This window comes from Nocardia sp. NPDC057227 (assembly GCF_042669725.1).
GTDB lineage: Bacteria > Actinomycetota > Actinomycetes > Mycobacteriales > Mycobacteriaceae > Nocardia > Nocardia asteroides_A.
Genome location: NZ_JBHUXA010000024.1, coordinates 25,893 through 38,911 on the forward strand (window position 1 = coordinate 25,893; position 13,019 = coordinate 38,911).

Annotated in this window: 12 protein-coding genes; 6 read left to right on the forward strand and 6 right to left on the reverse strand. The window is 71.9% G+C overall.

Features of this window, described 5'->3' with window-relative positions; all coding sequences use genetic code 11:
* Window position 1 precedes the first annotated feature (1 nt).
* Together eno and ACFUJ1_RS27070 are read right to left on the reverse strand one after the other, a co-directional pair.
* A complete protein-coding gene (eno, locus tag ACFUJ1_RS27065; protein ID WP_233020418.1) occupies window positions 2-1,288 on the reverse strand; it encodes a phosphopyruvate hydratase in 1,287 nt (428 codons plus the stop codon).
* A gap of 108 nt (window positions 1,289-1,396) precedes the next feature.
* Window positions 1,397-2,131: a lytic transglycosylase domain-containing protein gene (locus ACFUJ1_RS27070; protein WP_378649930.1), complete on the reverse strand. Its 735-nt coding sequence runs from the start codon at window positions 2,129-2,131 to the stop codon at window positions 1,397-1,399.
* Window positions 2,132-2,712: 581 nt separating this feature from the next.
* Between ACFUJ1_RS27070 and ACFUJ1_RS27075 the strand changes: the two genes are divergently transcribed.
* From ACFUJ1_RS27075 to ACFUJ1_RS27095, 5 genes are read left to right on the forward strand one after another with little or no spacing between them, the layout of a single operon-like run.
* On the forward strand, window positions 2,713-3,852 hold the full coding sequence (locus ACFUJ1_RS27075) for a TauD/TfdA family dioxygenase (RefSeq protein WP_378649932.1): 1,140 nt from the start codon (window positions 2,713-2,715) through the stop codon (window positions 3,850-3,852).
* Window positions 3,839-4,834 carry an ornithine cyclodeaminase family protein gene (locus ACFUJ1_RS27080; RefSeq protein WP_378649934.1) on the forward strand — a complete coding sequence of 332 codons (996 nt, stop codon included), beginning with the start codon at window positions 3,839-3,841 and terminating at the stop codon, window positions 4,832-4,834. The genes ACFUJ1_RS27075 and ACFUJ1_RS27080 overlap by 14 nt, the downstream gene beginning before the upstream one ends.
* Window positions 4,825-6,165: a Y4yA family PLP-dependent enzyme gene (locus tag ACFUJ1_RS27085; RefSeq protein WP_378649936.1), complete on the forward strand. Its 1,341-nt coding sequence runs from the start codon at window positions 4,825-4,827 to the stop codon at window positions 6,163-6,165. Before ACFUJ1_RS27080 ends, ACFUJ1_RS27085 begins: the two co-directional genes overlap by 10 nt.
* Window positions 6,166-6,186: 21 nt before the next feature.
* The gene (locus tag ACFUJ1_RS27090) at window positions 6,187-7,221 is read left to right on the forward strand and encodes a PLP-dependent cysteine synthase family protein (RefSeq protein ID WP_378649938.1); all 1,035 of its coding nucleotides are present in this window, start codon (window positions 6,187-6,189) and stop codon (window positions 7,219-7,221) included.
* Between the two features lie 8 nt (window positions 7,222-7,229).
* Window positions 7,230-8,636, forward strand: a complete 1,407-nt coding sequence (locus tag ACFUJ1_RS27095; protein WP_378649940.1) for an MATE family efflux transporter — start codon at window positions 7,230-7,232, stop codon at window positions 8,634-8,636.
* 34 nt (window positions 8,637-8,670) lie between these two features.
* On the opposite strand, the gene ACFUJ1_RS27100 is transcribed toward ACFUJ1_RS27095, so the two are convergent.
* The 3 genes from ACFUJ1_RS27100 to ACFUJ1_RS27110 all read right to left on the reverse strand — a co-directional run bounded on the left by ACFUJ1_RS27100 (window position 8,671) and on the right by ACFUJ1_RS27110 (window position 10,324).
* Window positions 8,671-9,246 carry a TerD family protein gene (locus tag ACFUJ1_RS27100; RefSeq protein ID WP_378649942.1) on the reverse strand — a complete coding sequence of 192 codons (576 nt, stop codon included), beginning with the start codon at window positions 9,244-9,246 and terminating at the stop codon, window positions 8,671-8,673.
* A gap of 1 nt (window position 9,247) precedes the next feature.
* A complete protein-coding gene (locus ACFUJ1_RS27105; RefSeq protein ID WP_233020428.1) occupies window positions 9,248-9,742 on the reverse strand; it encodes a pyridoxamine 5'-phosphate oxidase family protein in 495 nt (164 codons plus the stop codon).
* A 120-nt stretch (window positions 9,743-9,862) separates the two neighbouring features.
* Window positions 9,863-10,324 carry a flavodoxin domain-containing protein gene (locus ACFUJ1_RS27110; RefSeq protein WP_378649944.1) on the reverse strand — a complete coding sequence of 154 codons (462 nt, stop codon included), beginning with the start codon at window positions 10,322-10,324 and terminating at the stop codon, window positions 9,863-9,865.
* 276 nt (window positions 10,325-10,600) lie between these two features.
* Between ACFUJ1_RS27110 and ACFUJ1_RS27115 the strand changes: the two genes are divergently transcribed.
* On the forward strand, window positions 10,601-12,082 hold the full coding sequence (locus ACFUJ1_RS27115; RefSeq protein WP_378649946.1) for a stealth family protein: 1,482 nt from the start codon (window positions 10,601-10,603) through the stop codon (window positions 12,080-12,082).
* Here the strand turns inward: ACFUJ1_RS27115 and ACFUJ1_RS27120 are convergent.
* Window positions 12,030-12,980, reverse strand: coding sequence for a phosphodiesterase (locus ACFUJ1_RS27120; protein WP_378649947.1), 951 nt, complete (start codon window positions 12,978-12,980; stop codon window positions 12,030-12,032). The genes ACFUJ1_RS27115 and ACFUJ1_RS27120 overlap by 53 nt on opposite strands.
* Between the last annotated feature and the right edge of the window lie 39 nt (window positions 12,981-13,019).

The following is a 13,019-nucleotide window of genomic DNA, read 5'->3' on the forward strand; positions in this document are numbered from 1 at the left end:
GTCAGCCCTCGAAGGCGAACCGCGGGAACGCGACGTCGCCCGCGTACCTGGCGGAATCGCCCAGCGCGTCCTCGATCCGCAGCAGCTGGTTGTACTTGGCGACCCGCTCGCTGCGCGCCGGGGCACCGGTCTTGATCTGGCCGCTGCCCACCGCGACCGCGAGATCGGCGATGGTGGTGTCCTCGGTCTCGCCGGAGCGGTGGCTCATCATGGTCTTGTAGCCGTTGCGGTGCGCCAGCTCGACCGCGTCCAGGGTCTCGGTCAGGGTGCCGATCTGGTTCACCTTCACCAGCAGCGCGTTGGCGGCGCCCTTGACGATGCCCTCCTCCAGCCGCTCCGGGTTGGTGACGAAGAGGTCGTCGCCGACGATCTGCACCTTGTCGCCGATCAGGTCGGTGAGCGCGACCCAGCCGTCCCAGTCGTCCTCGGAGAGCGGATCCTCGATGGAGACCAGCGGGTAGGCGGTGAGCAGCTCGGCGTAGAACTGCGCCATCTCGTCCGCGCTGCGCGCGGTGCCCTCGAAGGTGTAGCCGGTGCTGGTGTTGTAGAACTCGGTGGCGGCGACGTCGAGCGCGAGCGCCACGTCACGGCCGAGGGTGAGCCCGGTCTTGCCGATGGCGGTGGCGATCAGGTCGAGCGCCTCGCGGGTGCCCGCGACGTCAGGGGCGAAGCCGCCCTCGTCGCCGAGCCCGGTTGCCAGCCCCTTGCTCTTCAGCACCGACTTGAGCGCGTGGTACACCTCGGTGCCCCAGCGCAGCGCCTCCTTGAAGGTCGGCGCGCCGAGCGGGGCGACCATGAACTCCTGCACGTCGACGCCGGTGTCCGCGTGCGCGCCGCCGTTCAGGATGTTCATCATCGGCACCGGGAGCACGTGCGCGTTCGGGCCGCCCAGGTAGCGGAAGAGCTCCAGCCCGGAGGACTCCGCGGCCGCCCGCGCCACCGCCAGCGAGACGCCGAGCAGGGCGTTCGCGCCGAGCCGCGACTTGTCCGGGGTGCCGTCCAGATCCAGCAGCACCTGGTCGACGGTGCGCTGCTCGACCGCGTCCAGCCCGATCACGGCCGGGGCGATCTCGTCCAGCACGCCCTCGACGGCCTTCTGGACGCCCTTGCCCAGGTAGCGTTCGCCGCCGTCGCGCAGCTCCACCGCCTCGTGCTCGCCGGTGGAGGCGCCGGACGGCACGGCCGCCCTGGTCAGGGTGCCGTCGTCGAGGGCGATCTCGACCTCGACGGTGGGGTTACCGCGAGAATCCAGGATCTCGCGTGCTCCGACCTGTTCGATGATGGCCACGAAAACGAACTCCTTCGGCAGCTGACAGGCATGATCACACGAGACGGACCCGTGCGCTGCGAGCCTATCGTTCCTGCGGCCCGGCCGATAACCGGCACTCCGACGCGATTACACCCGGCGGCCGATGCTGTACGCGGCGGCGCGGTCGCGCACGGTGAGCAGGTAGCTGTTGGACTGGTTGTAGGTCATCAGCGCGCGCTGCCAGCCCAGCTCGGAGGTGAGGTCACCGCCGCTGGCGCAGAGGTAGCGGGCCGCGGTGAGCGCGGCGTCGTCGATGTTCTGCGGATCGACGACGTTGTCGCCGTTGGCGTCGACGCCCCAGCGCTTCCAGGTCTCCGGGATGAACTGCAGCGGGCCGACCGCGCGGTCGAACTCGCGGTCGCCGTCGAGGGCGCCGCGGTCGGTGTCGGCGATCCGGGCGACGCCGGGGCCGCCGTCCAGCGGGATGCCGATGATCGGCGGGCGGATCACGCCGTCCTCCCCCACCTGCGAGCCGCGGTACGTGCCGTGCTTGCTCTCCACGCTCGCGATCCCGGCCAGCGTGGTCCAGGCGATGCCGCAGTCCGGGCGGGAGTTCGTCAGCACCGCCGCCGCGTACCCGTACGCCTCCAGCGCCTGCACCGGGATCGCCATCCGATCCGCCTGCTCCTCCGCCCAGCCCCTGAGCTGCAGCGCCGCCCGCCCCGGGGCGTGCACGTCGATCACCGGCAGCGGGGTCCCCGGCCCCGGTGGAATCCCCTCCGGCAGCGGCTCCCGCTCCGGCCCGAACCCGCACCCGGCGAGCACCAGGGTCGCCACGATCAGCGTCGCCGCACCCGCTCTTCTCCACACCACCCGGTCCATTGTGCCGGGTATGGGTAGATACCCAGCTCAGCGCGGCTGCTGTCAGCCGTAGACGTAGGCGGGCTGATCGTGGCGAATATGCCCTGGAGCGGTGTGAGCCGGGCGACGGTGCGGTGCTGAGCGCGATGTCGCCGGATGGGACTTCGGCGATCGGCGGAGTCGGAAAACGCTGTCGCGGAGCCGAGTTCGCTCCCCGGGTCGGCGATGCTGTGCACAATCGAACTCAGTGTCATCAACCGGACCGGAGGCGGCTGTTCAGCTCCGGCACGGCGCACAGCCGCGTCGCGTAATCCGGTGCGTCACAAACGCCCTCGCCGCGCGCCGTCGACACACCAGCAAGGCCAGGCTAGCCTAATGCTCGCGCGTTCTCGGCCGCGCGGCATGTGCGCGACTCGCCGCAGCCGGAATTCGCCCGGAAGTTGCCGAAAGGGTATCGTCGGCGCCCGTTCCGGTCATGTCATACCGCTATGTGTGTTCTTGCAAATTAGGCAAGCCTTGCTTAACCCAATGCCGACCAACTACCTTCGGACTCGAATCGTCTCATCTGCCTCCGGCTCGATCCGAAGAAGGGACCCCACTCGGTGAAAAGCGTTCTCTCCGAACGTCGGACGTTTCACCCGCAAGCCGTCGAACGACGCGAGATCGCACCCGCCGCGGGTGCCGCGATCCGTGCCGCCGCCGATGCGATCTGCATCACACTCGGCCTGGACGGCGACCGGGTCGCCGCCGAGACGCTGACCGATCCGCGGGTGGTCGCGGCGGTCCGGCGCTACGCGCAGGGGCTACCCGGCTCGATCGCGGCCGCGGTGCGCCCGCCGAGCACCTCCGCCGGCGCGACCATCGTCGGCGGGCTGCCGGTGCGCGAGACGGAAATCGGCCGCACCCCGGCGAATTGGCGCGCCGCCGCCGGACGGGACGGCGCCGCCGCGCCCACCGCGGCCTCGCTGCGCCTGGATATCGCCATGCTGCTGCTCGCCGCCGCGGCGGGCGAGCCGTTCGGCTGGCGGGGCCAGCAGGGCGGGCGGCTGGTGAACAACATCGTCCCGGCCGCCGGGCACGAGCACGAGCAATCCGGCGCGAGCAGCAGCACGCTGCTCGCCCCGCACACCGAGGACGCCTTCCACCCCGAGCGTGCGCACCTGCTCATGCTCGGCTGCCTGCGCAACCACGACATGGTCGGCACCACCGTCTCCTCGGTGCGGCAGGTCGAGCTCACCGCCGCCGAGCGCCGCCTGCTCGCGGCACCGGTGCTGCCGATCCTGCCCGACGTCTCCTACGGCGACGCGCACGACCGCGCCACCGCACCCGCGCTACCGACGCTCTGGCACGAGGGCGATATCGAATCCGCCGATGCCGCAACCGGACTCACCACCCGCTACGACCCCGCCTACACCCCGCTGGACGACGCCGACGCCGAGTTCCGCCGCGCCTACGCCCGGCTGAGCGCGGAGCTGGAGCGGGTCTGCCGGGTGGCCGCGCTCGTCCCCGGCGAGCTACTGCTGGTGGACAACGACGTGGCGGTGCACGGCCGGGTGCCGTTCACCGCGCGCTACGACGGCACCGACCGGTGGCTCAAACGCGTCAACATTCGTCTTCCCGAGCGGCGCAGGCGCGCCGCCGAGAACCGTGAGAATGGGTACGGGCAGCAGATCGTTGCCCCGTTTCGCACGGTGACAGAACGGGACACCTCCGATGATCGAGGAAGCGATGAGCAACCGTGACCGGAGCACGCCCCTGCGTGTGCTGAGCCGTAGCGATCTGGCCGACGTGCCGATCACCCCCGCCGACGTGGTGCGCGCCGTGGAGGAGGCGTACCTCGCGCTGGCCGCGGGCGAATCGGACAACCCGCGCAAGCTCAGCGTCGCCAACCCGGACGGCTGGTCGGTCGCCTACGCCATGCTCGGCCGGGACGGCAGGCGCCGGGTGGTCGCCATGAAGACCTCGTACAAGTTCGATCCCGGCCACGACCGCAGCACCAAGCGGTACTACACCACGATCACGCTCTACGACGACACCACCGGCGCGCCGATCGCCATGATGGACTGCGCCAGGGTCGGCGCGCTGCGCACCCCGGCGGTCTCGGCGCTGCTGGTCCGCGAGACGATCCGCCGCGGCGCGGAGAGCGTGCTGCTGATCGGCACCGGCACCCAGGGCCGCAACGCGCTGCCGCACCTGCTCGCGGCGAATCCGCAGCTGCGCAAGCTCATGGTCTACGGCACGCACCCGGACGGGCTGGTCGCGGTCAGGGAGAACCTGGCGGTGCACCAGCCGCACGCGCTGCTCGAGGTGGTCGAGGATCCGGTGGCCGCCGCGAGCGGCGCGGACGTGGTGCTCGCGACCGCGGGGCCGGGCACCGAGGTCGCGCTGGAGGCCGCCGATCTGGCGCCGGGATCGACCGCGGTGCTGGTCGGGTACGGGCTCGCGCCGTCGGCGCTGGAGCGGGCGGACCGGGTGATCGCCACCAGCGCCGAGCAGATGGCGCTCACCGGCACCGACATGGCGGGCCCGGACGGCGTGCTGCGCGCGGTGGACGCGGAGCTGCCGCGCATCCTGAGCAGGCGCGCGGTCGCCAGGCGCAGCGACGAGGAGAAGATCTTCGTCTACAACAGCGGGCTGGTGCTCACCGATGTCGCGGTGGCACACGCGCTGGCCGAGCGCGCGATCGCGGAGGGCCGCGGCGTCGAGGTGCCGCTGTGGGACTGACCGGGATCGCCGCCGCGCCGCTGCCTGCCCACCGCGACCGGTGGGAGCAGCGGTTGCTGGCCGATCCCGTGCTCCTCGGTGAGCTCGCGAGCATCCTCGGCGGCCCCTTCCACGTGCTCTTCCCCGACCGGGTGCTGCGCGCGGTGCACGAGTTCAGGGCGGCCTTCGAGGCCGCGGGCGTCACCGGCGCGATCTACTACGGCAAGAAGGCGAACAAGGCGGCCTGCGTGGCGCGGGCCTGCGCCAGGGCGGGCGCCGGGATCGACGTGGCCAGCACCGGCGAGCTGGTCGGCGCGCTGGCGCAGGGCGTGCGCGGCGGCGAGCTCGTCGTCACCGGCCCGGCCAAGCCGGACGAGCTGCTCTGGCTGGCCGCAAGGCACGGCGCGCTGATCGCGGTCGACGCGCTGGACGAGCTGGACCGGCTGCCCGCGGCCACCGACGGCGCGCCGCCGCCGCGCATCCTGCTCCGCGCCCTGCCCGCTGGCTCGACCAGCCGGTTCGGGCTCACCGATGCCGAGCTGGACGAGGCGCACGCCCGGCTGGACGGGCTCGCGGGCCGGGTCCGCTGGGAGGGGCTGAGCTTCCACCTCTCCGGTTACGACGCCGCGCAGCGCGCGAAGTTCGCGCACGAATTGCTGGATCGGCTGGCGAGCGCGGCGGCGAGCGGGCACCCGGCCCGCACGCTCTCCATCGGCGGCGGCTTCGGGGTCGATTACGTCCCCGCCGCGGCGTGGGCCGAGTTCACCGCGGCGGCCGGACCGCACTGGTTCCACGGCGACACCGAGCCCGGCTCCTACTACCCGTACCACTTCCCGGTGCCGGGCGCGGCCATGCTCACCGCGATCCTGCGGCACCGCGGGCTCGCCGAGCGGCTCGTCGCCACCGACACCGTGCTCGCCGTCGAGCCGGGCCGGGCCCTGCTGGACCGCGCCGGCTGTACGGTGTTCCGGGTACAGGGCCGGAAGACGCGGCTGGTCGGCGGCGAGCCCTACGACCTGCTCACCGTCGACGGCACCAGCCTGAGCCTTTCCGAGCAGTGGTTTGACAGCGAATACCTGCCGGACCCGGTGCTGTGGCCGCCGCGACCCGGCGTCCGCACCCCGACCAGCGTCGGCGCGGCCACCTGCCTCGACTCCGACATGCTCAGCCGCCGCCGGGTGCCGCTGCCCCGCCGGGCCGAGCCCGGCGACCTGCTGATCTACCCGAATACCGCCGGTTACCAGATGGATTCGAACGAGTCCGCCTTCCACGACCTTCCCGTGCCGCCGAAGATCGTGCTCACCGAGCACGGGGAGGCGCTGCGCTGGCGCCTCGACGCGGCGCCTGCCTGAGATCGAAGAGGAGACAATCCCATGCCGCTCGTCACGCGCGTGACGGACCTGATCGGCCGTACCCCGCTGTTCGAGCTCGCCCGCACCGCGACCGGCACCAGGCTGCTGCTCAAGCTGGAGACCTTCAACCCGACCGGAACGGCGAAGATCCGGATGGCGCGGGAGATGGTGCTCGACGCCGAGCGGCGTGGTTTGCTGGGAGTTGGCGGTCATATCATCGAGTCCACGTCCGGCAATACCGGGCTCGGCCTCGCGGTAGTCGCCGCCGAACGTGGGTACCGCTTCACCGCGGTCGTCGATCACCACGCCTGTAAGGACAAACTGCGCGCGATGCGAGCCATGGGAGCGGAACTGGTGTACGTCGCCGACGCGGGCGATGACAGCCTCGCCACCTCGGCGCGGGAGGATCTCGCCGAGGCGATGGCGGCCGCCGATGGCGGCGCCTACTTCACCGAGCAGCACAACAACGACGCCAACGCGGTCGGCTACTACCCGGTCGCCGACGAGCTGCTCGCCGAGGTCGAGCGGGTCGACATCCTGCTCTCCGCGGTCGGCACCGGCGGCTCGCTCTTCGGCACCGCGACCCGGCTGCGGCAGCTCGGCCACGTGCCGTACGTGGTCGGGGTGGAGCCGGAGGGCTCGATCGCCTTCGGCGGCGAGGGCGGGCCGTACTGGCAGTCCGGCACCGGCACCCCGCCCGGCGCCAGCATCGGCACCGCGGTCGACTACACGCTGCTGGACGAGGGCGTGAAGGTCACCGACACCGACGCCTTCGCCACCGCGCGCGCCGTCGCCGCGAAGCTCGGGCTGCTGATCGGCGGCTCGGCGGGCGGCTCGGTGCACGCCGCGCTGGTCCGGCTGGAGCAGTTCCCGCCCGGCTCGACGGTGGTGACGCTGGTCTGCGACGGCGGCGAGAAGTACCTGGACACCGTCTTCGACGACGCCTGGATGGCCGAGCGCGACCTGCTCGACCCCGGCGCCGAGCGCGCGGTCGGCGCCCTGCTCGACCGCTGGTCGCCCGCGCTCGCGGGCACGAACCTCGTGGCGGCGCGATGATCGACCGGATGCGCAGATCGGACGCGGGCCAGCTGGCCGCGCTCGCCACCCCGATCGCCACCACCCAGCTGGCCCAGATCGCGGTCTCCACCACGAATATCGCGCTCATGGGCTCGCTCGGGGTCGGCGCGGTGGCGGCGGGCGGGCTCGCGCTGGTGCTCTTCAACCAGATCCGCACCATGTGCGTCGGGCTGATCACCGCGAGCGGCAACCGGATCGCGGGCGCGGTCGGCGCCGCGGGCAAGCGCGGCGACTCCGCCGACGCCGAGGTGCGCGACATCGTGCGCGGCAGCTTCCTGATCGCCACCGTCGCCGGGCTGCTCGGTGGCGCGGTGCTGGTCGGGCTCGGCTACTCGCTGCAGTGGCTCGGGCAGGACGCCGATGTGCTCGCGGCGGCGCGGCCGTTCATGGTCGCGCTGGCGCCCGGGCTGCTGCCCTGCCTGTGGTTCCAGGTGCTGCGGCAGTACACCGTCGGCATGCGGCGGCCGCAGGCGCTGCTGCTGGTGACGCTGGGCTCGGTGGCGCTGAACCTCGGGCTCGCGCTTCCGCTCGCGCACGGCTGGCTCGGGCTGCCCGCGCTCGGGCTGACCGGGATCGGCATCGCCACCTCGCTGGTCTTCCTCGCCATGTTCCTCGCCTTCGGCGTGCTGGTGCGGCGGGACCCGCGGCTCGCCGGTGCGCTGCCGCGCAGGCCGTGGCCGGTGCGGGCGCGCACGGTGCGGGCCGAGCTGAAGCTGGGCGTGCCGATCGCGCTCACCTACGGCTCCGAGGCGGGGATGTTCTCGGTGCTCGCGCTGGCCATGGGCACCATCGGGCCGGCCGCGCTGGCCGCGCACAATGTCGTCTACCAGATCATCTACATCGTGTTCCAGGTCGCCATCGGCATCTCGCACGGCGCCTCCATCCTGGTCAGCCACGCGGCGGCCAGGGACGAGTTCGACCGGGCGCGCACCCAGGCGCGGCTGGCGCTGCAGGGCGCCGCGCTGGTCGCGGTGGTGACCGGGCTCGTGTACATTTTCGCCCCCGACCTGGTGCTCGCCCCGTTCATCGACACCGGCGACGAGTCGGCCGTCGCGCTGGCGCACACGCTGCTGCTGATCGGCATCGTGTTGCAGTTCTTCGATGCCGCGCAGAACATCGGCACCGGGCTGCTGCGCGGGCTCAAGGAGACCTCGGCCGGGTTCCGGCTCTCGCTGGTCGGCTACTGGGGCGTCGGGCTCCCCGCCGCCCTCCTGCTCGCCTTCCCGCTCGGCCTCGGCGCGGCGGGCATCTGGTGGGGCCTCACCGCGGGGCTCGCGGCTACCGCCGGGCTCATGCTGCACCGCTACCTCGCCCTGCTCGACCAGCGCGAACGCGAAACAGTGACACTGCACGCGCACACCCCGCCCCTGGGCCTGGCGGCGGGCAACAACTGAGCGGGTTCGTGCCGGGGCACGAACCCGCTCGCCGCTAAATCTTCACGCCGTAGTCGCGGGCGATGCCCGCCAGACCGGAGGCGTACCCCTGGCCGATGGCGCGGAACTTCCACTCCGCGTTGTTGCGGTACAGCTCGCCGAAGACCATGGCGGTCTCGGTGGAGGCATCCTCGGAGAGGTCGTAGCGCGCCAGCTCGGCACCGGTCACGGCGTCCGTGACGCGGATGTAGGCGTTGCGGATCTGGCCGAAGGACTGCGCGCGGGCGTCGGCGTCGTGGATCGAGACCGGGAAGAAGATATTGGTGATGCTCGGCGGCGTCGCCGCGAGGTCGACATTGATCGTCTCGTCGTCGCCGTCGCCCTCGCCGGTGAGGTTGTCACCGGTGTGCTCGATGGTGCCCTCGGGCGAGCGCAGGTTGTTGTAGAAGATGAAATGCAGGTCCGAGAGCACCTTCAGGTTCGGCCCGGTCGCGAGCGCGCTCGCGTCCAGGTCGTAGTCGGCTCCGGTGGTGGTCCGGACGTCCCAGCCGAGGCCGACCGAGACCTTCGTCAGGTTCGGTGCCTGCTTGGACAGCGAGACGTTGCCGCCTTTGGCCAGCGTGACGCTCATGTCATCCTTCCGTGTTCGGGTTCTGCTCCGCCCATTCGCGCAGCGTGGCCACCCGGCCGCGCAGCGCGTCGAGTTCGGCTTCGTCGAGCACCGTGCGCTGGATGCCCTGCGCGACCGTGAACGCCGACTGCCGATGGTCGTCGATGGTGTCGACATCGATCTGTACCGGAACATAGTCGCTCGCGCCCGGCATCCCGTCGGCGAGCACCGTCGCCGTGCCGCGCGCGCAGAGCGCGACGTCGCCGCCACCGAGGATGAGCAGCGCGACCTGCGGCTGCTCGCGCAGCCGCGCCAGCGAACCCCGGTCGAATTTCAGGCTGATCAGAATGCGCCGGTCGCCCGCGCGCACCGGCCAGGAGACCGGGATGGCGTGCGGGGACGGGTCGGTCGTCACCAGTACCGCGATGGTCTCGGTCGGCCACACGGGCAGGGCTTCGAGTTCCGGATGCTCGTCGGCGGTGTGGTCGTGCTCGGTCAGGCTCGCTCCTGCTGCCATTTTCGTCACCTCGTGGGGATCGCTGCGGCGCGGTGGGCTGTTCCCGCGCTTCCCCAGCAGTTTAAGTCCACGGCCGACATCGCCGCTGGCGCCCGGTGCGATCCCGCCGGGCAGATGCGTTCAGGCCGTGGCGAGTTCGAAGCTCGGCAGCGCGCGCAGCTCCCTGGCCCACGCCGCGGCCAGCACCTTCACCTTCACCTCGGTGGAGGAGTCGTGCCGCGCGTGCTCGCCGAGCTGGACCGCCCCGCGCGCGCTCAGCTTCTCGGCGATGATCTCGCCGCCGCGGTTGAACGTGGGGCCGTAGATGCTGTCGCCGAGCCCGAAGACGGCGAAGCGCAGCCCGTCGAGCGCGGGACGCCTGCTGTCCAGCGCAGCCGCGAAAGGCTCGGCGTTGGTTGGTAGTTCACCGTCGCCGTAGGTGGAGCAGACCATGATGTGCAGCGCGCCGGGATCCAGGTCGTCGACGTCGAACTCGCCCATGTCGGAGAGCGAGACGTCATGGGCGGCCAGCTCGCCCGCGATCACCTCGGCCGCCGACTCGGCCGTCCCCATCTCCGACCCGAACAGGATCACGATCCGCACGAGCTGCACTCCTTCTCACCTGGAACTATGGTGAGGCTATCCTAACATCGGCGAGGACCCGATTGACGGATCCCCGAAACGCCTGCATCATCGTGAACAGTTCCCTGCTCAGCGGGGGCTTCTTGGTTACCGGCCGACGACCGTCCGGCAACGGTCGCCTGATTCGACGCGCCACTCACGGGTAAACGCCCGCAAGGCTCGGCTGCGCGAATATCAGCGGCCACGTTACGAAAGCCGACGCCTTGGGCGTCCCGTCCCGAGTGAGGTGAGTGCGCCATGGTCTTCTCGTCCGACCTGCCCCGCGAGGTGTCCCCCGACATCACGCCGATTCCGATCACCGCGCACCGCACCGCGGGCAACCTCGCCGTCTCCGACGCGACGCTGGCCGATCTGATCCACCTGCGCACCGAACTGGCCGCGGCCGAGGTGCCGTTCGTGCTGGTCCGGGATCGCGGTCACCGGCTGATCCTGGCCGCCGACGCGGCGCACGGCGCCATGGTCGCGCGGGTGGTGAGCTCGGCGAGCGCCGCGGGCTTCCGGGTCGAGCCGCTGGACACCGCGGTGTTCCGGCTGGGCCGGGACGCCGACCCGGCGCACCACGTCGAGCTGGAGCTGTGGGGCTACCACGGCGACACCGTCACCTGCCCGCGCCCCAACGCGCTCACCCGCACCGTCTTCGACCTCGCCGACGTGGAGTTCGGCCAGGTGCTGCTCTTCGATCGGGTCTGGCCGACGCTCACCGGGATGTTCGCGCCGCAGAGCACCGACGTGGAGTTCGACATCGACCTGGTCTTCTCCTGGGTGGACGGCTCCGACCCGGAGTTCCGCGCCCGCCGCGCCGGGCTGCTCGCGCAGGTCGTGGTCGGCGAGGGCGACGACGCGGACGCCCGCATCCGGCAGATCGACGAGCTGCGCTACGCGCTGCGCGCGGTGGCGAAGAACGCGCCCTGGATCCGCCGGATCTTCCTCTGCACCGACTCCACCCCGCCGTCCTGGCTGGCCGAGCACCCGAAGGTCACCGTCGTCCCCGCGCTCGCGCACTTCGCCGACACCGCCGGGCTGCCGACCTTCAACTCGCACGCCGTGGAGAGCCAGCTGCAGCACATCGACGGGCTGGCCGAGCACTTCCTGTACTCCAACGACGACATGTTCTTCGCCCGCCCGGTGCGGCCGTCCATGTTCTTCACCCCGGCCGGGGTGAGCCGGTTCATCGAGGCCGACACCAGGATCGGCCCCGGCCGCAACACCGAGCGGCGCAGCGGGTTCGAGAACGCGGCCCGGGTGAACCGGGCAGTGCTCGCGCAGCGGTTCGGCACCGTCATCACCCGGCACCTTGAGCACACCCCGGTGCCGCTGCGGCGCAGCGTGCTGCACGAGATGGAGAGCGAGTTCGCCGCCGACTTCGCGCGCACCGCGGCGAGCCGGTTCCGCGCCGCCACCGACATCTCGGTGACGAACTCGCTCTACCACTACTACGCCCTGCTCACCGGGCGCGCGGTGCCGCAGGAGGCGGCCAGGATGCGCTACGTCGACACCACCGCGGAGTCCGGGCTCGCGCTGCTCGACGAGCTCGGCGCCACCAGGGACGTCGACTTCTTCTGCCTCAACGACGGCAGCTTCCCCGAGGTCACCGAGGCCGAGCGGGTGCGCCGGGTCTCCGCGTTCCTGGACGGCTGGTTCCCGGAGCCCGCACCGTGGGAGCGGGTCAGCGCACCGCCTCGCCACCCGATTCCGGAGTCCGCGCCGGGCGCCGCATGACGTGCGGGATGCGGGCCGCGGGCGGGATCACGATGCCTGCCGCGGCCAGCCGCGCCGCCGCCTGAGCCGGGGTGGCCGGCTCGCCCACCGTCGGGCCCGCATCGATCGGGACCACCGAGTGCACCACGGTGTCCGGGTAGACGTGCACGTAGTTGAAGGCCTGCGCGCCGTCCCGGCCGCGCTGCCCGCCCTGCTCGACCGCGAGGTCCTGGGTGTAGCAGGTGGCCGAGGCCACCGACACCGGGATGCCCGCGAAGGTGGCGCTGGTGGAGAAGTGCAGGTGGCCCGCGAGGATCGCGCGCACGTCGGTGCCTGCCAGCACGGCGGCCAGGCGGCGCTGGTCCCGCAGCTCGACGGTGACGGCGAGGTCGAGCACGCAGGGCACCGGCGGGTGGTGCATCGTCAGGATGGTGCCGAAGGGGGCCGGTTCGGCGAGGACGTCGCGCAGCCAGCTCAGCTGCTCGTCGGTGAGCTCGCCGTGGTGCTTGCCGGGGACCGTGGTGTCGAGGGCGATGACGCGCAGGCCGTCGATCAGGTGCACCTCGTCCAGCGGCTCGGCGGAGCCGGGGCGGTCGAGCAGGCCGCGGCGGAGCGCGCCGCGGTCGTCGTGGTTGCCCGCCACCCAGATCACCGGGGCGCCGATCCGCGCGGCGAACGGCTCGACCAGGGCGCGCAGCCGGGCGTAGGCGTCCGGCTCGCCGCGGTCGGTGAGGTCGCCGGTGAAGACCATGGCGGTGGGGACGATGCCCGTGGTCTCGGCGTGCGCGAGCAGCGCGCGCAGCGGCCGCTCGGCGTCGACGTCGCCGTAGAGGTCGCCCTCGGCGACCAGATGGGTATCGCTGAAATGGAACAACACGTGATCCGGTCGCGGATACTCCGCGACCCTGTCGATGCGCATCGACCCGACGTCCCTCCCGGCGGACTCCGCCCGCCCTCG